18 protein-coding genes are annotated in these 23,260 nt (G+C 70.4%); 13 read left to right on the top strand and 5 right to left on the bottom strand.

Annotation, left to right across the window (positions count from 1 at the left end):
- Window positions 1–144 precede the first annotated feature (144 nt).
- The gene (locus OG736_RS33750) at window positions 145–1,128 is read left to right on the top strand and encodes a helix-turn-helix domain-containing protein (RefSeq protein ID WP_327185741.1); all 984 of its coding nucleotides are present in this window, start codon (window positions 145–147) and stop codon (window positions 1,126–1,128) included.
- A 71-nt stretch (window positions 1,129–1,199) separates the two neighbouring features.
- Window positions 1,200–1,682 (top strand): DUF456 domain-containing protein, encoded by a 483-nt coding sequence (locus OG736_RS33745; RefSeq protein ID WP_327185740.1) that lies wholly within the window; start codon window positions 1,200–1,202, stop codon window positions 1,680–1,682.
- Between the two features lie 68 nt (window positions 1,683–1,750).
- On the opposite strand, the gene OG736_RS33740 is transcribed toward OG736_RS33745, so the two are convergent.
- The 5 genes from OG736_RS33740 to OG736_RS33720 form a co-directional block, all read right to left on the bottom strand.
- Entirely contained in the window at window positions 1,751–2,263 is a 513-nt protein-coding gene (locus tag OG736_RS33740) for a methylated-DNA--[protein]-cysteine S-methyltransferase (RefSeq protein ID WP_327185739.1), read from the bottom strand.
- Window positions 2,260–3,669, bottom strand: a complete 1,410-nt coding sequence (locus OG736_RS33735; protein WP_327185738.1) for a bifunctional transcriptional activator/DNA repair enzyme AdaA — start codon at window positions 3,667–3,669, stop codon at window positions 2,260–2,262. Before OG736_RS33735 ends, OG736_RS33740 begins: the two co-directional genes overlap by 4 nt.
- Window positions 3,670–4,031: 362 nt before the next feature.
- The gene (gene rsgA / locus OG736_RS33730) at window positions 4,032–5,180 is read right to left on the bottom strand and encodes a ribosome small subunit-dependent GTPase A (RefSeq protein ID WP_327185737.1); all 1,149 of its coding nucleotides are present in this window, start codon (window positions 5,178–5,180) and stop codon (window positions 4,032–4,034) included.
- Window positions 5,181–5,600: 420 nt separating this feature from the next.
- The gene (locus OG736_RS33725) at window positions 5,601–7,100 is read right to left on the bottom strand and encodes a cellulose binding domain-containing protein (RefSeq protein WP_327185736.1); all 1,500 of its coding nucleotides are present in this window, start codon (window positions 7,098–7,100) and stop codon (window positions 5,601–5,603) included.
- A 316-nt stretch (window positions 7,101–7,416) separates the two neighbouring features.
- Window positions 7,417–8,736 carry a radical SAM protein gene (locus OG736_RS33720; RefSeq protein ID WP_020125387.1) on the bottom strand — a complete coding sequence of 440 codons (1,320 nt, stop codon included), beginning with the start codon at window positions 8,734–8,736 and terminating at the stop codon, window positions 7,417–7,419.
- A gap of 149 nt (window positions 8,737–8,885) precedes the next feature.
- Between OG736_RS33720 and OG736_RS33715 the strand changes: the two genes are divergently transcribed.
- The 11 genes from OG736_RS33715 to OG736_RS33665 all read left to right on the top strand — a co-directional run bounded on the left by OG736_RS33715 (window position 8,886) and on the right by OG736_RS33665 (window position 23,194).
- The gene (locus tag OG736_RS33715; RefSeq protein ID WP_327185735.1) at window positions 8,886–10,130 is read left to right on the top strand and encodes an FAD-binding protein; all 1,245 of its coding nucleotides are present in this window, start codon (window positions 8,886–8,888) and stop codon (window positions 10,128–10,130) included.
- Between the two features lie 149 nt (window positions 10,131–10,279).
- On the top strand, window positions 10,280–11,533 hold the full coding sequence (locus tag OG736_RS33710) for an ROK family transcriptional regulator (RefSeq protein WP_327185734.1): 1,254 nt from the start codon (window positions 10,280–10,282) through the stop codon (window positions 11,531–11,533).
- 795 nt (window positions 11,534–12,328) lie between these two features.
- Window positions 12,329–13,585, top strand: a complete 1,257-nt coding sequence (locus OG736_RS33705) for an ABC transporter substrate-binding protein (protein ID WP_327187774.1) — start codon at window positions 12,329–12,331, stop codon at window positions 13,583–13,585.
- A gap of 20 nt (window positions 13,586–13,605) precedes the next feature.
- Window positions 13,606–14,571: a carbohydrate ABC transporter permease gene (locus OG736_RS33700; protein WP_327185733.1), complete on the top strand. Its 966-nt coding sequence runs from the start codon at window positions 13,606–13,608 to the stop codon at window positions 14,569–14,571.
- Window positions 14,568–15,461, top strand: coding sequence for a carbohydrate ABC transporter permease (locus OG736_RS33695; protein ID WP_327185732.1), 894 nt, complete (start codon window positions 14,568–14,570; stop codon window positions 15,459–15,461). The genes OG736_RS33700 and OG736_RS33695 overlap by 4 nt, the downstream gene beginning before the upstream one ends.
- A gap of 12 nt (window positions 15,462–15,473) precedes the next feature.
- On the top strand, window positions 15,474–18,347 hold the full coding sequence (locus OG736_RS33690) for a glycoside hydrolase family 2 TIM barrel-domain containing protein (RefSeq protein WP_327185731.1): 2,874 nt from the start codon (window positions 15,474–15,476) through the stop codon (window positions 18,345–18,347).
- 101 nt (window positions 18,348–18,448) lie between these two features.
- Complete coding sequence (locus OG736_RS33685) at window positions 18,449–19,444, top strand: ABC transporter ATP-binding protein (RefSeq protein WP_327185730.1); 996 nt, start codon at window positions 18,449–18,451, stop codon at window positions 19,442–19,444.
- Window positions 19,444–20,247: an ABC transporter permease gene (locus OG736_RS33680; RefSeq protein WP_327185729.1), complete on the top strand. Its 804-nt coding sequence runs from the start codon at window positions 19,444–19,446 to the stop codon at window positions 20,245–20,247. The genes OG736_RS33685 and OG736_RS33680 overlap by 1 nt, the downstream gene beginning before the upstream one ends.
- Window positions 20,247–21,053: an ABC transporter permease gene (locus OG736_RS33675; protein ID WP_327185728.1), complete on the top strand. Its 807-nt coding sequence runs from the start codon at window positions 20,247–20,249 to the stop codon at window positions 21,051–21,053. Before OG736_RS33680 ends, OG736_RS33675 begins: the two co-directional genes overlap by 1 nt.
- Window positions 21,054–21,212: 159 nt before the next feature.
- Window positions 21,213–21,746, top strand: a complete 534-nt coding sequence (locus OG736_RS33670) for a hypothetical protein (protein ID WP_327185727.1) — start codon at window positions 21,213–21,215, stop codon at window positions 21,744–21,746.
- 119 nt (window positions 21,747–21,865) lie between these two features.
- Complete coding sequence (locus tag OG736_RS33665; RefSeq protein ID WP_327185726.1) at window positions 21,866–23,194, top strand: jacalin-like lectin; 1,329 nt, start codon at window positions 21,866–21,868, stop codon at window positions 23,192–23,194.
- The last annotated feature ends 66 nt before the right edge of the window (window positions 23,195–23,260 follow it).

Genomic DNA, 23,260 nt, shown 5'->3' with positions numbered 1-23,260 from the left:
GGATGATCAGTGGATGATCACGTGTTTCCGCCGTGGCCACACCTTGGCAGAGTGACCGACGGTACGGCGATGATGTGCGGCGGCGGGTTTACGCCGTGGCTGTTTCCCGCCATTCACGGGACGTCAGAAGGAGGGAAGCACCCGATGCTGGGAGCGATAGGGCTGGACGGGACGCACGAGTCGGCGTACCGGGCGCTGGTGTCCGTGGGCGCCGCCGACGTGCCGGACCTGGCGCGTCGGCTGGCGCTCGGCGAGCACGACACCGAACGCGCGCTGCGGCGGCTGGAGCGGCACGGTCTCGCCGCGCAGTCCTCGGGTCGCCCCGGCCGCTGGGTCGCCGCGCCTCCGGGCGTCGCCCTGGGGGCGCTGCTCACCCAGCAGCGGCACGAGCTGGAGAAGGCGGAGCTGGCGGCGGCCCTGCTCGCCGAGGAGTACCGGGCGGCGGCGGCCGAACCGGCGGTGCACGACCTGGTCGAGGTGGTGACGGGCGCCGCCGCCGTCTCCCAACGCTTCCTCCAGATCCAGCTCGGGGCGAGCGAGGAGGTGTGCGCGCTGGTCACCGGCACCCCGGTGGCCGTCACCGGCGGCGAGAACGACGCCGAGGAGCGGGCAACGGCCCGCGGGGTGCGCTACCGCGTCGTACTGGAGCGGGCCGTGCTCGACCAGCCGGACGGCATGGCGGAGCTGACCGCCGCGCTGCGCCGGGACGAACAGGTGCGGGTGGTGGACCGGGTGCCGACGAAGCTGGTCGTCGCCGACCGCTCGCTCGCCCTGGTGCCCTTGACCGGCCGCTCGGCGGAGCCCGCCGCGCTGGTGGTGCACGCCAGCGGGTTGCTGGAACTGCTGTCGGGCCTGTTCGAGTCGGTGTGGCGGGAGGCGCTGCCGCTGCGCCTCGGCGCGGCCGGTGTGGTCGAGCAGGCCCCGGACGGTCCCGACCCCACCGACCTGGAGATCCTGTCCCTGCTGCTGGCCGGGATGACCGACGCGAGCGCGGCCAAGCAGCTCGACCTCGGGCTGCGGACCGTGCAACGCCGGGTGAAGGGGCTGATGGAGCTGACAGGAGTGACGACCCGGCTGCAACTGGGCTGGCACGCATACGAACGGGGTTGGGTGGCCCGGGAGCACTGACCGTACCCGTCAGCGGCCCGATGCCGTACGGCTGACCTGCGGGTTCTCCCTGACTCGGGCACTCTGGGCAGATGGGAGTGGGTCAACTCCTGCTGGTCGGAGTGGTCATTCTGCTCGGCCTGTGCGGAGTGCTGGTGCCCGGTGTGCCGGGGTCGTGGCTGGTGTGGGCCGCGGTCCTGTGGTGGGCGCTGGAGGATCCGCAGCCGGCCGCCTGGGTCGTGCTGGTCGGCGCCACGGTCACGCTGTTCCTGTCGCAGGTGGTGCGCTGGACGCTGCCGCCCCGTCGGCTGCGGGAGAGCGGCGCGACCCCCCGGATGGCGGCCTGTGCGGGGCTCGGCGCGTTCCTCGGCTTCTTCCTGATCCCCGTGATCGGCGCGATCCCGGGCTTCATGGGCGGCATCTATCTCTCCGAACGTCTCCGCCTGGGCCGTCACGGCGAAGCCCGGGCGGCCCTGCGCACGGCGATGCGCTCGGGCGGCTCCAGCGTCCTCACGGAGCTGTTCACCTGCCTGTTGATCATGGGGGCATGGCTGGGGACTGTTCTGTGGGGATGACCGTTCCGGGGATGGCCGTTCTGGGGTGACGGTTCCGGGGATGACACGCCCCGGCGGCGGCCCCTCGATCAGGCCAGAGTCCGGAACGGCTCCTCGAGCGAGCCCTCCAGCGAGAGCAGCCGCACCTTGCGCTCCAGCCCGCCCGCGTATCCCGTCAGCGAGCCGTCCGCGCCGATCACCCGGTGGCAGGGGCGCACGATCAGCAACGGATTCGCCCCGATCGCCCCGCCGACGGCCCGTACGGCCATCCGCGAGGCGCCGACGCGGGCCGCGATCTCGCCGTAGGTCGTGGTCGCGCCGTAGGGCACGGAGTCGAGGGCGGCCCACACGCGCTCGCGGAACTCGGTGCCGTCACTGCGCATCGGCAGCCGGAACTCCTTCAGGTCGGCGGCGAAGTAGGCGGCGAGCTGCTCCTCGGCGGAGCGGAAGGGCCCGGGGTCGTGCCGCCAGCCGTCCTGGACGGTCCGTCCGCCCTTCTGTCCGGGCACGGAGAGGGAGGTCAGCGTGGCGTCGGCGTCGGCGGTGAGCAGCAGAGGGCCGAGCGGGCTCTCCACGCTGGTCCAGTACGTCAGGTCGGTCATCGTTCCTCCGCGGCGCGCAGGTGGTGCAGGGCGTAGGTGCGCCAGGGGCGCCAGCTGTCGGGGACGTCCACGCCGGGCGGCACGACGTCGGGGTCGCCGAGGGCACGGGCACGGATCTCCGCGATCGTACGGGCGTCCAGCCCGGGCAGCGCGAGCAGCGCCTCCTGGGCGTCGTCCCGGTCGACGCCCGGGTCCAGCCGTACGGTGCCGTCGGCGAGGGCGGCGGTGAGGACTCCCAGCGGCCCCTCGGACCCGGACCCGGACCCGGACTCGGATCCGGACTGCGCCAGGACGGCCGGTTCGGGGAAGAGGTGGGTGAGGGTCCCGCAGGGCGCGTCGAGGGCCTTGCCGTAGGCGCGAACGAGCCGTTCGGCCGCCGCCCGCCCCACGACCGCCCGCACCGCGTACTCCTCCGGATCAGCGGCACCCGGCGCACGCAGCCCGGGCCGGGCGGCGACCAGCGGGGCGAGCCTCGGATCGGCGCCGAGCCGCTCGTCGACGGCGTACGGGTCGGAGTCGAGGTCGAGCAGCCTGCGCAGCCGCTGGACGGCGGTGGTGAGGTCGCGCGGATCGGTGAGATGCAGCCGGGCGTCGAGCCACCCGCCGGGGTGCACGGCCGAGGCCCGGCCCGGGTCACCCGCCCGCTCGTCGACGGCGACGATCCCGGTGCCGTACGGCAGCCGCAACGTCCGGCGGTAGGTGCGACCGCCGGGCGGCCCGCTCACCTCCTCCACCCCGGCCACGGCCTCCCGTCGCAGCAGGTCGAACACGGTGCCCGCGTGGTACGGGCCCCGGTGGGCGAGCCGCAGCGGGATCCCCGCGGACGGGGTGGCGGTGCGGCGGGTCGCACGGACGGCGGCCCGCAGTTCGGTCGGGGTCGTCGCGTACACGGTCCTGACGGTGTCGTTGAACTGGCGCACGCTGGCGAACCCGGACGCGAAGGCGATCTCCGTGACCGGCAGGCCCGTCGTCTGGAGCAGGACCCGCGCGGTGTGCGCGCGCTGCGCCCGGGCCAGGGCGACCGGTCCCGCGCCTAGCTCGGCGGTGAGCTGCCGCTGCACCTGACGGGCGCTGTAGCCGAGCCGTACGGCGAGCCCGGTGACACCCTCCCGGTCGACGACGCCGTCACCGATCAGCCGCATGGCCCGGCCGACGACGTCGGCACGCGCGTTCCAGTCGGCCGATCCCGGCACGGCGTCCGGGCGGCACCGTCGGCAGGCCCGGAAACCCGAGCCCTGCGCGGCGGCGGCCGTCGCGAAGAAGCGCACGTTGTGGCGTTTCGGCGTCACGGCGGGGCAGCTGGGCCGGCAGTAGATGCCGGTGGTCTCGACGGCGAAGAAGAACTCGCCGTCGAAGCGGGCGTCCCTGCTGCGGACCGCCTCGTACTGCGTGTCCTGGTCCGTCATGGACTCCAGTCTTCGCGCCCGGGAGAAACGGTGCTAGCGGAAATCGGACGTGACGTTGGACCGGAAACAGGTTGCCGAGCAGGCACGTGTTACCGGACCACCGGCAAGCGTTACCGAAACAGGCGTGCGTTACCGGACCACGCACGCGCTACCGGACCACCGGCAAGTGTTACCGGAACAGACGTGCGTTACCGGACCGGCAAGCGTTACGGGAACAGCCGGGCGACGTTTTCCGGAACAAGCGCGCCTTTACCGAACCCGACAAGCGTTACCGGACCGCCCACGCAGTGCCGGACCGCCCACGCAGTGCCGGACCGCCCACGCAGTGCCGGTCCGGCAAGCGTTACCGGAACAGGCACGTGTTACCGCGGAGGGGCGGGTCGCCACGGCCCGCGCCCTCGCTTCGCCTCTCCCGCGGCCCGGCCGGCTGCCTGCTTGCGCTTCCAGTCCTGGCGGACGTCGGCGCGCATGCGGGCGTCGGACTTGGCGACGATCCACTGGTTCTCCCGGACGAGCTTGTGGTAGCTCTCCAGCCGGCGCGTCGGCAGCTGCCCGTCCTCGACGGCCGCCCGCACCGCGCACCCCGGCTCGGACTCGTGCGCGCAGTCGTGGAACCGGCAGTCCCGGGCGAACTCCTCGATCTCAGAGAAGACCTGTCCGACCCCGGTGCCGGCGTCCCAGAGGCCGACGCCGCGCAGTCCGGGTGTGTCGATGAGGACGCCCCCGCCGGGCAGCGACAGCAGGTTGCGGGTGGTGGTGGTGTGCCGCCCCTTGCCGTCCATGTCGCGGGTGGCCTGGACGCCCATCACGTCCTCGCCGACGAGCGCGTTCGCGAGCGTCGACTTGCCCGCGCCGGACGCCCCGAGCAGCACGGAGGTGCCCCGCCCGAGGAGCGCGGCGAGCTCCTCGACGCCGTCGCCGTCGCGCGCGCAGACGGTGAGCACGGGCACGCCGGGCGCGCTCGCCTCGACGTCCTCGACGAGGTACGACAGCGCGACCGGGTCGGGCACCAGGTCGGCCTTGGTGAGCACGACGACGGGCTGGGCACCGGACTCCCAGGCCAGCGCCACGAACCGCTCGATGCGGCCGAGGTCGAGTTCGACGGCCAGGGACATCGCGACGACGGCGTGGTCGACGTTGGCGGCGAGGATCTGTCCCTCGGACCGCTTGGAGGAGGTGGAACGTACGAAGGCCGTACGGCGCGTCAGAAGTGTCTGTACGTACCGCGGATCGGCGTCCTCGGGGTCGACGGCGACCCAGTCGCCCGTGCACACGACCTTCAGCGGGTCACGGGGAACGACGAACTCGGTGTCGGCGCGCACGATGCCCGCCGCGGTGACGACATCGCACAGCCCACGGTCGACCCGCACCACGCGGCCGGGCAGCAGGCCCCGCTCGGCGTAGGGGGCGAACTCGGTCTCCCGGTCGGCGTCCCAGCCGTACGCGGCGAGAGGCAGCGGCGAAGCCGAAGAGGAGGAGAGGGAGGTGGAGGAGACGGAGGAGAAATGCAAGGGGGACCCTTCACAGGGGCGGCCCCGGCAGCGCTCGCGTACGCGAGGCGGAAGAAGTGGTCAGCCGGAGACCGCGGAGGTGGAGTGAACGAACGTCTGGTCGCTGCGAACAGCACCCTTCTCGGCGACAGTCATCGGTCACACCTCCCGTTCCTCATGTTCCTCACACGACTGACAGCGCGGCCGTCGGCCCCGCTCAAAGCTCACTCAGGATAGGGGCGCAGGAAGCCGGTTGCCACCCAATTCCGGCCCACTCGCCGACATCGCCACGCGCGCGTGGCCGACGCGGCTGCGCCCTGCCCCTGGATCGTCCTTCACGCACAGAGTCCTCGGACCCGCAGAGGGAGAGGGAGGCGGGGTTCCCGCCTCCCTCTCCCTCTGCGCTCCGCTTCCGTCGGTGCCCGGTTCAGCCGTGGTGCGTCAAGAGCTCGTGCACGTCTGCCCGTTGAGGGTGAACGCGTACGGCGCGCTGTTCTTGTTCTGCCAGGAGGCGAGGAAACCGAAGGTGAGCGTGCCGTTCGCGGAGACGGACCGGTTGTAGTCGGCGGCGGTCGCGGTGACCCGTGAGCCGTTCTGGGCGAGGCTCGCGTCCCACATCTGGTCGACCTTCTGGCCGTCGCGGAAGGACCAGGCCACGCGCCAGGCGTCGAGCGTCACGGCGGTGGTGACGGTGACGGTGGCCTGGAAGCCGTCGGGCCACTGGTTGACGAGGTCGTACGTGACCTCGCAGGCCGCCTCCTCCTCGCTCCCCCCGGCACCGGCGGTGGCCGAGGAGGTGCCCTGGGGCTCGGGGTCGGGCTTCCCGGCGTCGTCGCCGCCCGTCGCCGAGGGCGTACCGCTCGCGGACGCCGCCGGGCGGGACGAGGACGGCGCGGCGGAGGTGACGGGATCCGCCGACGGCAGGACGGAGCCGGGACCGGCCACCGGGGTGCTGTCCGCGGGGTTGCCCTGGGCGACGTTCTCGCCGCCGCTGCCGCCGCCGGTGTCGCCGGGCATCATCGACACGGCGAGTGCCACCACGGAGACCAGCACCGCGGCGGCGAGCATGCCGCCGCGCAGCACGCGCGCCCTGCTCGCGGCGACCTGTTCCGCGGCTCCCACGGCGTCCGGCGCGTCCGGGCGGCCGGGGCCGAGGCGCACCTCGGCGGCCCGGCGGCGGCGCTCCAGGTAGGCCAGGCCGCCCCAGCCGATGACGCCCTGGGCGAGGGCGGCGGGCAGGCCGCCTCCGTGCAGCCGCAGACAGGCGGCGGCCTCCGCGCACTCCACGCAGGTGGCGAGGTGGCGGGAGAGGTCGGGGGGCGTGTCGGCGGCGGGCGAGCGGGTGACGGCGTCCAGGAGCCGGACGTAGCTGCGGCACTCCGCGTCCATCGGCGTGTCGAGATGGTTGCGGTGGCAGCGGTCCCGGAACAGTCCGCGGACCTGGTTCAGCTCCTCCACCGCGGCGGTCGGGTCGAGGCCCTGCCTGCGGACCACGGCCTGCAGCGGCAGCGCCTCCACCTCGGCCAGCCACAGCAGAGCGGCGTCCGGTTCCTGCATGTCACGCAGTCCGCGCAGGGCGATGGGACGGCTCAGGGGCGGTCCGACGTAGCGTGCGGCCTTGTCGGAGTTGAGCCACAGGCGCAGGTCGGGGTCGAGTTTGTGGCCCTGTCCCCGGGCTTCCCAGGCGGCGGCGGTGGTGCGTACGGCGGTCAGCAGCAGCGGGATCCGGGGCAGCCGGGACGAGCGGCGGCCGGCACCTCGTGCGGTACCGTCCTCGGCGGCGCGGGCCTCGCGTATGCCGAGTGCGAACGCCTCACGGGCCAGCTGGTTCGCCGCGGTCGAGCCGGACGTACACAGATCGGCGTACGACAGGACGGCGTCCCAGCACTCGGAGAACAGCGCGGCCTCGGCGGCGTCCTTCGGGGTCGGCAGGTCGGGCATGAGTCTCCTGCATCCACAAGCGAGGTCAACTCACCATGACGGCAATGGAGTTGGGGGGAACCTCGCGGCAGGGGCAGAGCTTTTCACGTTTCCAACACAACTGACAAGCGCCCTGTTCAGATGTCATGTCAGGACAGCAGGACAGACAGTCGAACGGGACGACGAGAAGGCGGCCGCGCCCGGTACTCCGGCCTCAAGTACGGACGCGGACCGCCCTGTGTTCACTACCGACGCCATGTTTCGACATCGGTTTCACCGACTTTTTCACGGACCTTTGCGCGGGCTGCTCCGCGGACCGTGGTGACCGTTGCGCGGACTATACGGTCGCCGAGTCCTCTGCCGGAAGGCTGTCCATGAAGGAACTGACGGAGAACACCGCGCGGCCGGGTCCGGGCAGTCCGTAGCCGGGAGGCGAGGAGAGACCGAACTCGTCCATGGTGGCGCGGTAGGCCTCCAGCAACCGGATGTGGTACTCCAACGGCGCACCCTGCGGGTTGGCCTTGCCCAGCGGGGTGGTGGGCTCCGGGCACCAGGTGGTGAAGCGCGGCGTGATGCCCTGCGACATGAAGAAACGCAGACCCTCCGTGGTGGAGGCGATGGCCTCGTCCACGGTGGTGAAACCGAACGGCTCGGCCATCTCCACCCCCGCGACGAAGTTGGGGATCACGTTTCGCGCGCCGAAGATCTCCGCCGAGTCGAGGATCCGCTTGTGCCACTCGTCGCGGCCCACGTAGCGCTCCTTGCCCGGGCAGTACAGCTCGAACAGCCGGCGGTCCCACACCTCGTAGTTGGGGTGGTAGATCTGCACCCCGTAGTCCTTGAAGCGCTGCACGTCGTCGCGGGGCAGCGCCTGGGCGACGACCTTGCCGATCCAGCGGCCCGGGAAGCGCTCCTCGATGGCCTTGGCGTAGTGACCGTAGAAGTCGGCCTCGTCCCGGCCGGCGACGGTCTTGGTGATCGCGCCGCCGGTGAGGGTGTAGGCGGTGGACGCCTTCTGGGTGTCGTACCGGTCGATGATCTCCAGGGCCTCGAGGACCTCCTCGACGTCCTTCACTCCCGTGTACGGCCGGCCGGCCGCCTTGTGCTGGCGCCAGTTGTGGTTGATGTCGCAGTACTGGCACTCCTCCTTGGCGCCGAAGTACTGACACACCCGGAAAACGGTCAGATAGATCAGGTAACCCCACTGGATGGTCGGGGCGACCTCCATGACGGACTTCCCGTTGGAGAGCTTGTGCCGGTAGTACTCCGGCATCGGCGGCACGCCGACGTCGGCGATGCGCTTTCCGTCGAGGTAGAGCCCGAGCAGACCCTCGTCGTCCGCCGCGACGCGGTACGGGGAGGACGGATTCACCCGGACCGAGACGACCGTCCGCCGCAGGTCGTAGGGGCCTCCCGTGAGGATGATCTCCTCCGGCGGGCGGCGCAGCGCGGCCTCGCCCAGCTCGGGCAGGGTGCCGTGGTCGAAGGAGAAGATGAAGTAGGACTTCGGTTTGACCTCGCCCGACTCGTTGTCACTCAGGGCGGAGGGGTCGAAGGCCACGCCTCCGCGCAGCAGGTCCTCCTTGAAGACGGCCTCCCGCGGAACATGCGGAAACCGCTCCATCAGATCCTCGACCAGCGCGGTACGGCTGTCCATCCGTCTCTCCTCCCGGCTCAGGCGTACGACTCCTCACGGTATGCCCCCGGCCGCGCGGGGGTGGGGGCGGGGGCCTCGTGTTGCGGGCAAGGTAGGTTCCACCTGGGAATTCCGGGTTCTCGATCTCCTCGGGAGGGGCGAGCAGTCGCATGACCGAAACCGTTACCAACTGGGCCGGCAACATCACCTTCGCCGCCGGCGAACTGCACCGTCCGCGCTCTCTCGACGCGCTCCGCTCGCTGGTGGCGGGGAGCGGGCGGGTGCGGGTGCTGGGCAGCGGGCACTCGTTCAACGAGATCGCCGAGCCCGGCGCCGACGGGGTGCTGCTGTCGCTGGGCGCGCTGGCCGGTGAGGTCGACGTCGACACGGCGGCCCGGACCGTGCGGGTCGCGGGCGGGGTCCGGTACGCCGAGCTGGCGCGCCGCGTGCACGAGCGCGGGCTCGCGCTGCCGAACATGGCCTCCCTGCCGCACATCTCGGTCGCCGGGTCGGTGGCCACCGGTACCCACGGGTCGGGGGTCGGCAACGGCTCGCTCGCCTCGGCCGTACGGGAGGTCGAGATCGTCACCGCCGACGGCTCGACCGTCGTCATCGGACGCGGCGACCGGCGGTTCGGTGGGGCCGTCACCTCGCTGGGCGCTCTCGGGGTGGTCACCGCGCTCGTCCTCGACCTGCAGCCGGGCTATGAGGTCGAGCAGCACACGTTCACCGAACTGCCCCTGGACGGGCTGGACTTCGAGACCGTCGCGGGGGCCGCGTACAGCGTCAGCCTGTTCACCGACTGGGGCGCGCCCGGCTTCCGGCAGGTGTGGCTGAAACGGCGCACGGACGAGCCCCTCGCCGACTTCCCGTGGGCGACGCCTGCCGTGGAGGCGCTGCATCCGGTACCGGGTATGCCGGCGGTCAACTGCACCGAGCAGTTCGGGGTGCCGGGGCCGTGGCACGAGCGGCTGCCGCACTTCCGGGCGGAGTTCACCCCGAGCAGCGGGAACGAGCTGCAGAGCGAGTACCTGCTGGCGCGCCGGCATGCCACCGAGGCGCTGTATGCGATCGACGGTATCCGGCAGACAGTCGCCCCCGTGCTCCAGGTCTGCGAGGTGCGTACGGTGGCCGCCGACGAGCAGTGGCTGAGTCCCTCCTACGGACGCGACACCGTGGCGCTGCACTTCACCTGGGTCGAGGACACGGCCGCCGTGCTCCCGGTGGTGCGGGCGGTGGAAGCCGCGCTGGAGCCCTTCGAGCCGCGGCCGCACTGGGGCAAGGTGTTCGAGATGCCGGCCGGCGTGGTGCACGCACGGTATCCCCGGATCGACGACTTCACGGCCCTCGCGCGGGTGCTGGATCCGGCCGGCAAGTTCACCAACGCCTTCGTGCGGGACGTGCTGGCAGGCTGAGCGCGCGAGTCCGGGCGACTTTATAAAGCCCCTTTCCTAACCCCTTGTCGAACGGTTCGGCAGCCCATAGCCTGGCGCGGCGCCGGTGCCGTCGCAGTGCGGGCCCGCCCGCCACGGAAGGGCACGGAAGGGATGAGGGGGCACGCTGCATGAAGCGCGGCACATCACGGGACATCCGCACCGCGAACCGCTACGAGGTGTTGCGTCAGATCATCGCCGCCTCGCCCACCTCCCGGCAGGAGCTCGCGGCCGCCACCGGTCTCTCGCTCGCCACCGTCGCCACCCTCGTCGGCGAGCTGCTCGACCTCCGCATGATCACCGAGGTCGGGTTCGAGGACTCGGCGGGTGGCCGCCCGCGGGGCCTCGTGGCCGTCAACGCGTCGGGGGGCGCGTTGATCGGCGTGGACATCGCGGAGACCTACGTCCATGTCGAGCTCTTCGACCTCGCGCTGAACGTGCTGGCCCGCGCCGAGGAGAACATGCGGCCCGGCGAGAGCCGCCCCGAGCAGGTGGTCGGTCATGTCGCCGCGGCCGCCGGTTCAGTGGTCGCGCAGGCCGGGGTCGAGGCCGCCCGGGTGCTCGGCGTCGGGGTGAGCGTGCCGGGGCAGGTGGACCGGGCCACCGGCATCTCCGAGTACGCGCCCAACTGGGACTGGCACGACGTGCCGTTGCTCGACCTGCTCTCCGAACACATCGCGTACCCCCTGTACTTGGACAACCCGCTGCGGGCGGGCGCGGTCGCCGAGCTGTGGTTCGGGGCGGCGCGCGGGCACGGGGACGCCGTGGTGGTCAACCTGGGCACGGGAGTCGGGGCCGGTCTCGTCCTGGGCGGCGGGCTGCACCGGGGCGTCAGCAACAGCGCCGGCGAGTGGGGGCACACCACGCTCGTGCTCGACGGGCGGCTGTGCCGCTGCGGCAACCACGGCTGTGTGGAGACGTACGTCGGCGCGCCCGGCATCATGCAGAACCTGCGTGAACTCAGCCCGCGGAGCCCGCTGTTGCATCCCGACGACCAGACGGCCACCATCGACGCCCTGGCCGCCGGGGTCGCGGCGAACGACCCGGTGGCCGTCAAGGTCGTCCGCGACACCGCCCGCTACCTCGGCGCGGGCATCGCCAACCTGGTCAACGTGCTCAACCCCGAGGTGGTCGTCCTGAGCAGCTGGGTCGCCGCGCGGCTCGGCGAACCCCTCCTCGACGAGGTGCGCGAGGCAGTCGCCCGGCACGCGCTGAAGCGGCCGCTGGCCGCCAACCGGATCGTCCTCTCCCCCATCCCCACCGACCCGGCCTGTCTGGGCGCGGCGACGTTCGCGCTCGAAGGGGCGTTGCAGTCGGTCGGTCAGAGAAACGCCAAGCGCACCGTTTTCGCCGGTGCGAGGAGCCGTACCGCACCACCCGCATGATCCATGCGGAACCGCACCACCTTCACGACGACGGAAGGGATGCAGTGTTGCGCGCACCGACAACGCCGGTACGCCCTCCGCCCTCCGCCCTCCGCCCTCCGCCCTCCGCCCTCCGCCCGAGAAAACTCCGAGAATCCCGGCGATTCGCCTGCCGTGACGGAGCACTTGCCGGAAAGCGTTCTCGCAATCGGCTGCCCGCCGACGCGGTCGGCGGTGCCGGCGTCCCCGCGCGGGCGGCAGCGAGCAGCAGTCCTGTCGTGCGACGCGAAGAAGGCACCCAGGAGCGCCACCGCACAGACGCCGGTCGGCAGTCGGTGGCCGAGGCGACCGTCAACGCACGCCGGTGACGGCTCCCGGCGCCGGTTGCCGAACGCCGGCGGACAGCGCGCCGGCCGGACGGACGGCGAGTGTCCCGACGCCGGCGACCGAACGGTCGTCGACGGCTCGGAAGTGATCCCGCACCGCCGCACCCGCGCGGCCGGCAGGGCCTTGACCAGGCGACAGCCGCCGGAAGCACCCCACTGACCGAGGGCCGCCGGCCCTGACACCGGCGGCCCTCAACCTCTTTGCCAAGCGCCCGCGTCACCCCTGCGGCAGTCACGCCACACCCTTTGCCGCGGCCCCTCTCGTTCGCCATTCCGAACCGAACACAACGCTTCGAACAGACTTCGTCCAACCCCTTGCCGAAGGCTTAGCCGAAGGTTAACGTCCCGCTCCGCGACAGGAATTGAGCCACCTGCGCCGAGCCACAGAGCCGTAGCCGTACTTCGAGACAAGGACGTCGCCATGTCGGCAATGAGCAACAGCAACTGGTCCCGCAGGTCCCTCTTCCGAGCCGCCGCGGGCATGGCCGCCGCCGGCACGCTCGCCGCCTGCGGCGGCAACAACGGCCGCGGTGGCGGATCCGGTTCGGGCATCGGCCTCACGCAGTACTTCCACGCGTACGGCGAACAGGGCACCGAGCAGGCCATCAAGAAGTACGCGAAGGCCTACGACAAGGCCGCCGTGACCACGCAGTGGATCACCAGCGCCGACTTCGAGAGCAAGCTCTTCGCGACCCTGCTCACCAAGAACGCGCCCGACCTCTTCGAGTTCCACCCGCAGATCCAGCTGATCAAGAGCGGTCAGGTGGCGGACCTGACCGACATCGTCACGCCGGTCAAGGACGACTTCAACCCGGCCGACATCAAGTCGCACACGGTGGACGGCAAGATCTACGGCGTCCGTATGATCGACGACCCGCAGTTCTTCTTCTACCGCAAGTCGATGCTGGAGAAGGCCAAGGTCGAGGTGCCGACCACGCTCGACGAACTGGCGGAGGCCGCCGCCAAGCTCACCACCGGCAAGGTCAAGGGCCTGTACATGGGCAACGACCTGCACAACGTCATCGACACGATGATCTGGTCGGCCGGCGCCGACCACCTCACCGACAAGAACGAGATCGCCTACCACACCCCCGGCGTCATCGAGGGCCTGAAGAAGATGCGCAAGCTGTTCACCAGCGGCGACCTCCTCCTCGGCGCTCCGACCGAGTCCTGGGACCCCTCCTCGCTCAACCAGGGCCTGTGTGCCATCCAGTTCTGCGGCATGTGGGCGATGCCGGGGATCCAGGCCGCACTCGGCGACGACTGGGGGGTCTTCCCCTTCCCGAAGACCATCGACTCGGGCAAGCAGTCGGTCTACAACGGCGGGTGGTCGATGTTCGTCAACGCCAAGGGCGAGAACGTCGAAGCCGCCAAGGAATACGTCAAGTGGCTGTGGATCGACCAGAAGAAGTACCAGGAGGAGTGGGCCACCGACTTCGGCTTCCACATTCCGCCGCGCACCTCGCTCGCGCAGACCGCCACCAAGCTCAAGTCGGGCAACGCCGCCGAAGGCGTCCGGCTCTTCAACGAGTTCGGGCACTTCGACAACATCGGCTGGACGCAGGCCATGCGCACCTCGCTCGAGGACGTCTTCGCCAACAGCGTCCGCAAGGACATGGACCCGGAGGCCGCGCTCGACAAGGCCGACACGGCCGTCAACCGCGAACTCAAGAAGCTGTTCGGATAGGCCGCGGGACGGAACACGACATGTCGACGACCAAGACGCGCGACCTCGCGCGCCCCGCCGCGGCGAAGGCCACACCGGCCAGGCCGCGGCGGGCTCTGCGGGGCAGCCCCACCTTCAACTTCTGGCTCTTCACGGGGCCGTTCCTCATCGGCCTGGCGATCTTCGTCTACGCGCCGATCCTCTGGAGCCTCTGGCTCAGCTTCTTCGAGGCCCGCTTCACCGTCACGCCCGACAAGTTCGTCGGCTTCGAGAACTACACGTACATGCTGACGAACGACGACTTCGTCGGCTCGCTCGGCACCTTCACCGTCTTCGCCGCGTTCATCGTGCCCACCACCTGGGCGCTGTCGCTGGGCCTGGCCCTGCTCGTGAACCGGCTGCGCTTCATGCGGGCGTTCTTCCGCTCCGTCTTCTTCCTGCCGACCGCGTGCAGCTATGTGGCCGCCTCGCTGATCTGGAAGATGTCCATCTTCAGCGGCGTCCGCTTCGGCATGATGAACACGGTCCTCGGCTGGTTCGGGATCGAGAACATCGCCTGGCTGGCCGACCCCAGCCCGCCCTGGTACTGGTTCGTCATCGTCACCGCACGGCTGTGGCTCCAGTCCGGCTTCTACATGATCCTGTTCCTGGCCGCGCTCCAGAACATCCCGGGCGAGCTGTACGAGGCCGCCGCCATCGACGGCGCCAAGCCGGGCTGGCAGACCTTCCGGTACATCACCCTGCCCCAACTGCGCGCCACGTCCACCGCGGTGATCCTGCTGCTGCTCATCGCCGCGTACCAGGCCTTCGACGAGTTCTACAACCTGCTGTCGAAGACCACGTGGGGTCGTCCGCCCCTCGTCGAGCTGTACTACAAGGCCCTGGGCGAGAGCCAGGACTACGGTTCCGGCAGCGCGGGCGCGGTCATCCTGACCGTGCTGATCTGCGCCGTGACCCTGCTCCAGGGCAAGTTCCTGGGCTTCGGCAGGGGGGAGGAGTCCAAGTGACCACCACGACGCCCGAAGTACGGGAATCCGCGCCGTCGTCGGACAAGCCCCGCCGCGGCGGTCGCGGCGGCGTGATGAGCTCCACCGGCCTCTACATCGCCACCGGGATCGCCGGCTTCCTCTTCCTCATCCCGTTCTACCTGCTGATCCGCAACGCCCTCTCCACCGACGCCGACATCACCGGAGAGAACTGGAAGTTCTTCCCCACGGACATCCAGTGGGGCAACATCAGCGAACTGTTCACCGACGAGACGGTGCCGTTCGGCCAGTCCCTGTGGAACTCCGCGGTGGTGGCCACCCTGCACACCGTCGGTGTCCTGCTGGTGTGCTCCCTCGCGGGCTACGGTCTCGCCCGCATCCCCTACCGGCACGCCAACAAGGTCTTCTACGCCGTCCTGGGCACCCTGATGGTCCCGACGGCGGTCACCTTCGTCCCGAGCTTCGTCCTGGTGTCGTCGCTCGGCTGGGTGGACACCTACCGGGGTCTCATCATTCCGGGCCTGTTCAGCGGTTTCACCTGTTTCCTATTCCGGCAGTACTTCCTGGGGTTCCCCAAGGAGCTGGAGGAGGCGGCGCGGGTGGACGGACTGGGCTACTGGGGTGCGTACTGGCGCATCGTGGTGCCCAACTCGCTGAACTTCTTCGCGGCGATGGCGACCATCACCTTCATCAACGGCTGGAACTCCTTCCTGTGGCCGCTGGTCATCGGCCAGGATCCGAGTTCGTGGACCGTCCAGGTCGCGCTCTCCAACTACATGACCAACCAGACCGTCGTCTTCCACCTGATCTTCATGGCCACCGCCTTTTCCATCCTCCCCCTGGTGTTCGTGTTCCTCTTCCTCCAGCGCTGGCTGGTCCAGGGGATCGCGCAGACCGGTATCAAGGGCTGACCCAGGAGACCGATGTCCTTCCGCGCCACCGCCGTCGACTACGTCGAAAACGTCTCGCCCGGCAGCGGGGCCCTTCCGCCCCGCGCCTGGTACGCCTCATCGGACGCAAAGTCACTCTCGGTCAACGGAAGTTGGCGTCTGCGCGTGTCGGCGACCGCCGACGCCGAGGACGACTCGTTCGCCGAGGACGGCTACGACGCCGGAGGCTGGGCCGAGGTCGCGGTGCCGGGCCACTGGGTCCTCCAGGGCGACGGGGCCTTCGGGTCACCCGTCTACACCAACCATCTCTACCCCTTCCCGGTCGACCCGCCCCGGGTGCCGACCGAGAACCCGACCGGCGACCACCTGAAGGTCTTCGACCTGCCCGAGGGATGGCCCGACGTTTCCGAAGGCGGTTTCGTTCTCCGTTTCGACGGTGTGGAGTCCTGCGCCCGTGTCTGGCTGAACGGCAGGGACATCGGCGAGTTCAAAGGCTCGCGGGTGCCGCACGAGTTCGCGGTGGGGCACCTGCTCCGGCCGACGGGCAACGTCCTCGCGGTCCGGGTCCACCAGTGGTCGGCGGGCTCGTACCTGGAGGACCAGGACCAGTGGTGGCTGCCGGGCATCTTCCGTGACGTCACCCTGCTGCACCGCCCGGCGGGCAGCGCGCTCGACTTCTTCGTGCACGCCTCGTACGACCATGTCGCTGGTGAGGGCACCCTGCGCGTCGACTCCGATGTCGACGGGCGGGTGTCCGTGCCGGCTCTGGACATCGATGCCGAGACCGGGGAAGCGGTTACGGTACCCGTTCAGCCGTGGACGGCGGAGACGCCCACGCTGTACGACGGTGAACTGGTGACGGAGGGCGAGCGGATACCCCTGCGTATCGGTTTCCGTACCGTCGCGCTCGCGGACGGCCTGATCAAGGTCAACGGCCGGCCGATCCTCTTCAAGGGCGTCAACCGGCACGAGTGGCACCCCGAGACGGGCCGGGCCCTCGACCCGGAGACGATGCGCGCGGACGTGCTGCTGATGAAGCGGCACAACATCAACGCCGTCCGCACCTCGCACTACCCGCCCCACCCGGCCTTCCTCGACCTGTGCGACGAGTACGGGCTGTGGGTGATCGACGAGTGCGACCTGGAGACCCACGGCTTCGTCGAGCAGGACTGGCGGGGCAACCCGGTCGACGACGACCGCTGGACCCCCGCGCTCCTCGACCGTGCCGCCCGCATGGTCGAACGGGACAAGAACCACCCGTCGGTCGTCATCTGGTCCCTCGGCAACGAGGCCGGCACCGGGCGCGGTCTCACCGCGATGGCGGCGTGGATCCGCGACCGGGACGACTCGCGGCTCGTGCACTACGAAGGCGACATCGACTGCCGCGACACGGACGTCTATTCGCGCATGTACGCCTTCCACGACGAGGTGGAACGGATAGGGAAGGGCCTGGACGGCGGCACCCGGAAGCGACGCCGACTGCCGTTCATCCTCTGCGAGTACGCCCACGCCATGGGCAACGGGCCGGGCGGACTGGCCGACTACCAGCGGATCTTCGAGGCGCACGAACGCCTCCAGGGCGCCTTCGTCTGGGAGTGGATCGACCACGGCATCAAGCACCCCGGGCTGGGCTACGCCTACGGTGGCGACTTCGGCGAGGAGCTGCACGACGGCAACTTCGTCTGCGACGGTCTGGTCTTCCCCGACCGCAGGCCGTCGCCGGGCCTGGTCGAGTACAAGAAGGTGATCGAGCCGGTCCGTATCGAGGGCGACGGCACAGGCAGGACGGTACGGGTCACCAACGCGTACGACTTCTCGGACCTCTCCCATCTGGAGTTCGAGTTCTCCCACCAGGTGGATGGGTTTCCCACCGGGGCGAGGGGACTCACGGTCGGGCCCCTCGCGCCCGGGGAGTCGGCCGAGATCACGCTCCCGGCGGGCCCCGAAGGTCAGGGCGCCGAAGTCCAGTGGACGGTCCGCGCGCTGCTGGCGAAGGACACCCCGTGGGCGCCCAGGGGTCATGTGGTGGCGTGGGGCCAGGAGACCGTCGCCCCACGCGCACCCGTGACCGTCGCCGCCTCGGAGAGGCCCGTCGCCGGTGAGCGGCTGATCACGCTCGGCCCCGGTGCCTTCGACGCGCGGACCGGCGAACCGAAATCGATCGGCGGCGTCGACGTGACCGGGCTGCGTCTGGATGTGTGGCGGGCGCCGACCGACAACGACGACGGCGCGCCCTGGCAGGACGACACGCGATACGGCGTGCTGTGGCGCACTTTCGGACTGCATCGCATGCAACACCGCCTGGACTACGTCGAGTCGGGGAACGACGCGCTGACCGTACGGACCCGGGTGGCACCGGCCGCCCGGGAGGCGGGCCTGCGCACCGTGTACCGCTGGACGTCGGACGGGACACGGCTGAGGCTGACCGTCTCCGTCGGACCCGACGGCCACTGGACGCTTCCGCTGCCCAGGATCGGCATCCGTTTCGGGCTGGCGTCCTCCGCGGGACACGCGCAGTGGTTCGGCGGCGGCCCCGGCGAGGCCTACCCGGACACCGGCGCCGCGGCCATGCTCGGCCAGTGGGACGCGAGCATCGAGGAGTTGCAGACCCCGTACGTGCGCCCGCAGGAGAACGGCGCCCGGGCCGATGTCCGCTGGGCGGAGCTCGGCGGACTGCGGATCGAGGGCGACCCGGAGTTCTGGTTCTCCGCGCGACGCTGGACGACCGAACAGCTGGACGCGGCCCGGCACCTGACCGACCTCACACCCGGCGACACGGTCTGGGTCAACCTCGACCACGGCCTGCACGGCATCGGCTCCCAGTCCTGCGGCCCGGGCCCGCTCCCGCGGTACTTCCTGAACGCCGAACCCGTCGAGTTCTCCTTCGTGTTCTCGCAGATCGATTAATCGATTGACCGTTTGATCGACATTCCGACACGGTGATGACGTCTCCCGCGGCCGGCCGGCTCCCCCAGCCGGCCGGCCGCGCTGCACTGGAGGTTGAACAAGTGATCGGCAGCATCGAAGTACGCGATCTCTCCCGCACCTTCCACACCACTGTCCGCCGCCCCGGCCTCGCCGGCGGCCTGCGCTCCCTGGTCAACCCGGAGCGGGTCGCCAAGCACGCCGTCTGCGACATCACCTTCGACGTGGGCGCCGGCGAACTCCTCGCCCTGCTCGGCCCGAACGGCGCCGGGAAGTCCACCACCATCAAGATGCTCACCGGCATCCTCACCCCGACCTCCGGCGAGGCACGCGTCGCCGGTGTGGTGCCGTACCGGGAGCGGGAGCGCAACGCCCGCAACATCGGCGCCGTCTTCGGGCAGCGCACCCAGCTGTGGTGGGACCTGCCGGTGCGCGAGTCGTTCGCCATCCTGCGGGACATCTACGAGGTACCGAAGGCCCAACATACGGATCGCCTCGGGGAGTTCGACGCCCTGCTCGACCTGTCCTCCTTCTGGGACACCCGCGTGCGCCACCTCTCCCTCGGCCAGCGCGTGCGCTGCGACCTCGCGGCGGCTCTGCTGCACGACCCACCCGTCGTCTTCCTCGATGAGCCGACGATCGGGATGGACGTGGTGGTGAAGGAACAGGTCCGCGAGTTCCTGCGCCACCAGGTCGAACAGCGCGGCCGGACAGTCCTGTTGACCACGCACGACATGACGGAGGTCGAGCGGCTCGCCGAACGCGTGGTGCTGATCAACCACGGCCGGCTGGTCCTGGACGGCACCCTCGACGAGATCCGTCGCAGGTTCGGCTCGACCTGGCAGGTACGGGCCACCCTCGCCGACCCGCACGCCGAGGTCGTGGCCCCGCCGGGAATCGCGGTGCTGCGACACGACGGCTCCCGCGTGGTGTTCGGACCGGACGGACCCGGCGCGCCGACGGTGCACCAGGCGCTGAAATCGGTCATCGAACGGTACGAGGTCACCGACATCGCCCTCGACGAAGCCGAGTTGGAGGACGTCATGCGGGCCGCGTACGTGCAGGCCGGGGACGCGTGATGGCGGTCCTGAACGCCTGGCGCACGGCCCGGGTGACCCCGCTCGGCGAGTTGCACACCCCACCGCGGATGACGGCCGCCCTGCTGCGACTGGCCGTCCAGGTGGTGCTGGTGGCGTCGCTGTGGCACGGGCTGTACGCCCACACGGGGACCACCGCGGGAATGACCCGCGATCAGGCGGTCACCTACGCCGTGCTGGCCGTACTGGCTTCCCGGCTAAGGGAGTTGGACCAGTACGCGGCCCGGGACACCGTGATCCAGCACATGCACTTCGGCACCATCGTCTACTGGTACCTGCGCCCGTTGTCGCCCCAGCGCTACTACGCCCTGCGGGCACTGGGCGAGCAACTGTACGGTCTGGCGTGGGCGTTGACCGGCTTCACCGTCTGCCTCGCTGCCGGGGTGGTGGAGCCGCCCGGGTCGGCCGCCGCGGCAGCGGTGTTCGCACTGAGCCTCCTGCTCGGCCAGTGGATCCTGTACTACGTCATGCTGGCCATCGATCAACTGTGTTTCTTCACCCTGCGCAACAACGCGGCGATGCTCATCCTGATCTTCGCGCAGAACCTGCTGTCCGGGGTGTACGCGCCGCTGTGGTTCTTCCCCGACTGGTTCGTCACGCTGAGCGGTTTCCTGCCGTTCCAGGCCACGCTGAGCGTTCCGCTGTCGCTCTACGTCGGTCGCATCCCGCTGTCGGACGCCGTCCCCGCGCTGCTGGTGCAGGCCGCCTGGGTGGCGGCGCTGGCCCTGTTCACCCGGCTGGTGTGGCGACTCGCCGCCCGGCGGGTCATCTCCCAAGGAGGCTGATGCCCTTGAAAGCCGTACGCCTCGCATGGCGCATCACACGTCTCAACTTCCGCGCCCAGCTGGAATACCGTTCCGAGTTCCTGATGATGGTCGCGATCGGCGCCGTCTGGCAGGTCTCGGTGATCGTGTTCGCGACCGTGCTGCTGACCCGCTTCAGCGGGATGGGCGGCTGGGACAGCTCGGACGTGCTGCTCATCCCGGCGACCCGGATGCTCGCCCACGGTCTGTTCGTCCTCTTCCTGGGCCGCATGCACGGAATCGGTTACTTCATCCAGGAAGGCCAGATCGACGTCTGCCTGGTGCGACCGCTGCCGGTGCATCTCCAGGTCCAGCTGCGCGTGTTTCCCACCAACGCCATCGGTGATCTGACCGTCGCCGTGGGTCTGATGGTGGCGGCACTCGGCCGCAGTCACCTCGACTGGACGGCCGGCCGGATCTCCTACCTGGTGGCGGCCGTTCTCGGCGGCATGCTGCTGGAGGCCGCCCTGTTCACGGCGGTCGCCTCCGCCGCCCTGCGTTTCCCGACCGCCGACTACTGGGGCCGCTGGCTGGAGGAGCTCCTCGGCACGTTCGGCAGCTACCCGCTCAACGTGCTGCCCAGGGCCGTGGGCGGCCTCCTGACGTACGGCCTGCCCCTCGCGTTCGTCGCGTACTTCCCGGCCGCCGTGCTCACCGGCCACGGCCACGGCACCGGAGTCCCCTACTGGCTGGCGGCGGCCTCCCCGCTGCTGGGCCTGCTGACGTACCTCGGCTCGCGGCTGCTGTGGCGGTGGAGTCTGGGGCACTACACGGGGGTGAACGGGTGACCGGCACAGCGCCGAGCCGGCCCCCGCCCGGTCGGAGCGACCTCGGCCTGGAGATGCCGATCACCGAGTTGGCGATCCGCACCCCCTTGTCCGCCTCCTGAGGAGCAACGCCGCGTTGTTGAAGTTCCGTCGAGGCGGTGCCTCATACACGATGGCCTCATGTACGACTCCTTCGGCACACCCCGCCCCCGCACGGTCGAGCCCGGCGAGTACCCGGTGTGGGACGAGGCGCTGGCCCTCGTCAACCACGACCTGAGCGCCCATCTGCCGGACCGCGGCCCCCTGCGCCTGGTGGCGCTGCCCGCCTGGCCGGAGGAGTCGGCCGACGACGGGCATGCGGCCGAGCACGTGTACGTCGCCCTGCCCGACGGCCGCTGGCACGGCAACGACCTGCCCCCGGACGCGGGTGCCGAGCCCGGCACCGCGCTCGCGGCTGTCGCCGAAGCCGCGCAGGACACGGTGCTGGAGTGCCTGTGGCAGGTGTGGCCCGTCTGCGCCGAGCACCGGCTCGGGATGCACCCGGGCCAGGAAGACGGGCAGGCGGTGTGGAGCTGCGCGGGCGGAAACGACGAGCGGGAGCCGGGACACGTACAGGCGCCGGTCGGGAAGCTGGAGGAGTCGTACCGGTCCCGGAGGGAGCGCCGCAAGCAACGCAAAGAGAACAAGCAGAGCAAGCAGAACCAGAGGGGGTAAGCGTTTTCTCCACCGCACTCACTGTTTCCTCAACAGCCCTTGTGTGTCACTCCGGGCGGCCTCAATCTGAGCTTTGTTCAGCTCCTTCGCCGCTCTTCCCCCACCGGAGACACCCTCACATGAGACGACTCATCGGCACCCTGGCGGCCGGCGTCCTGGCCCTCACCGGCCTCACCGCGACCGCCGCAGCCCCCGCCCAGGCGGCCACCGCCGCCACGTCCGGCACCTTCAACGTCCTGACGTACAACGTCGCGGGCCTGCCCGAGGGCCTCAGCTCCGGCCACCCGGCAACCAACACCCCTTTGATCTCACCGCGGTTGGCCGCGTACGACATCGTCAACGTCCAGGAGGACTTCAACTACCACGCGGCGCTCTACGCAGGTGACAACCATCCGTACCGCACCGCGACCAGTGGCGGCGCGGCCATCGGCGACGGCCTCAACACGCTCTCGGACTACGCCTTCGAAGACTTCGAGCGGGTGCGCTGGAACAACTGCACGGGAACCAACTGCCTTACGCCCAAGGGCTTCACGCTGTCCCGGGTCCGGCTGGCCGAGGGCGTCTTCGTGGACCTCTACAACGTGCACACCAACGCGGACGACACGGACGACGCGCTGGCCGCCCGCCGCGCCAACATCGAGCAGCTGTCGGACTTCATCCAGGCGAACTCGTCCGGCAACGCGGTGCTCGTGATGGGCGACACCAACACGCGCTACACCCGCGCCGGCGACAACATCCGCACCCTCGCCGACGAGAACGGCCTGACGGACGCGTGGGTACAGCGGGTGAAGGGCGGCACGCGGCCCACCCAGGGCACGGACGCACTGCTCTGCCCGACGACCGCGCCGACCAACGACTGCGAGGTCGTGGACAAGGTCTTCTACCGGGGCAGCAAGCTCCTGAGCCTCAACGCAACCCGTTACAACAACGAGTGGGCGTCGTTCCTGGACTCCGCAGGCGGCAACCTGTCGGACCACTTCCCGCACACGGTCGACTTCTCCTACACCCTCAACTCGGCGTTGCGGGCGAGCGACTTCCTCGGCGGCCCGCACGGTACCGCGTTCAACGACGTTGACGACCTGCCGGCCACCCCGGCCCCGCGCACCCTGACCCTGCGGGGTGGAGCGCGCCTCGACGCGGTGGCACTGACCCACGACGGCGGTACGACCCTCACCCACGGCGGCACGGGCGGCACGGCGACATCGCTGACGCTGGCGACGGGCGAACACCTCACCTCGGTGAAGCTGACGCAGGGCCAGAAGGACGGCCGTACCAGGATCTTCTCGGCGGCCTTCACGACCGACAAGAGCCGCACACTGTCCTCCGGCACGGCGACGACCGACGCCACCACCTTCACTGCGCCGTCCGGCTGGCAGATCGTCGGGTTCACCGGCCGAGGTGGCGACGAGGTGGACAAGCTGGGCGTGCTGTACGCGCCGATCAGCTGAGCCTCGTCCGTGTCCCTGTCCTCGCCCCGTCCCAGTAGGTCTCCGCCGGAGTCCTGCGCCAGAACG

The organism is Streptomyces sp. NBC_01334, assembly GCF_035983595.1.
GTDB classification, from domain to species: Bacteria; Actinomycetota; Actinomycetes; order Streptomycetales; family Streptomycetaceae; genus Streptomyces; species Streptomyces coriariae.
This window is presented reverse-complemented; position numbering and strand designations above follow the sequence as displayed.

Bases quoted from the DNA above. Each gene is read 5' to 3' on its own strand.
- OG736_RS33675 (WP_327185728.1), top strand. From the start codon at position 20,247: ATGCCCTTGAAAGCCGTACGCCTCGCATGGCGCATCACACGTCTCAAC.
- OG736_RS33705 (WP_327187774.1), top strand. From the start codon at position 12,329: ATGAGCAACAGCAACTGGTCCCGCAGGTCCCTCTTCCGAGCCGCCGCG.
- OG736_RS33700 (WP_327185733.1), top strand. From the start codon at position 13,606: ATGTCGACGACCAAGACGCGCGACCTCGCGCGCCCCGCCGCGGCGAAG.
- OG736_RS33750 (WP_327185741.1), top strand. From the start codon at position 145: ATGCTGGGAGCGATAGGGCTGGACGGGACGCACGAGTCGGCGTACCGG.
- OG736_RS33680 (WP_327185729.1), top strand. From the start codon at position 19,444: ATGGCGGTCCTGAACGCCTGGCGCACGGCCCGGGTGACCCCGCTCGGC.
- OG736_RS33715 (WP_327185735.1), top strand. From the start codon at position 8,886: ATGACCGAAACCGTTACCAACTGGGCCGGCAACATCACCTTCGCCGCC.
- OG736_RS33665 (WP_327185726.1), top strand. From the start codon at position 21,866: ATGAGACGACTCATCGGCACCCTGGCGGCCGGCGTCCTGGCCCTCACC.
- OG736_RS33740 (WP_327185739.1), bottom strand. From the start codon at position 2,263: ATGACCGACCTGACGTACTGGACCAGCGTGGAGAGCCCGCTCGGCCCT.
- OG736_RS33735 (WP_327185738.1), bottom strand. From the start codon at position 3,669: ATGACGGACCAGGACACGCAGTACGAGGCGGTCCGCAGCAGGGACGCC.
- OG736_RS33745 (WP_327185740.1), top strand. From the start codon at position 1,200: ATGGGAGTGGGTCAACTCCTGCTGGTCGGAGTGGTCATTCTGCTCGGC.
- OG736_RS33720 (WP_020125387.1), bottom strand. From the start codon at position 8,736: ATGGACAGCCGTACCGCGCTGGTCGAGGATCTGATGGAGCGGTTTCCG.
- OG736_RS33690 (WP_327185731.1), top strand. From the start codon at position 15,474: ATGTCCTTCCGCGCCACCGCCGTCGACTACGTCGAAAACGTCTCGCCC.
- OG736_RS33710 (WP_327185734.1), top strand. From the start codon at position 10,280: ATGAAGCGCGGCACATCACGGGACATCCGCACCGCGAACCGCTACGAG.
- OG736_RS33670 (WP_327185727.1), top strand. From the start codon at position 21,213: ATGTACGACTCCTTCGGCACACCCCGCCCCCGCACGGTCGAGCCCGGC.
- OG736_RS33725 (WP_327185736.1), bottom strand. From the start codon at position 7,100: ATGCCCGACCTGCCGACCCCGAAGGACGCCGCCGAGGCCGCGCTGTTC.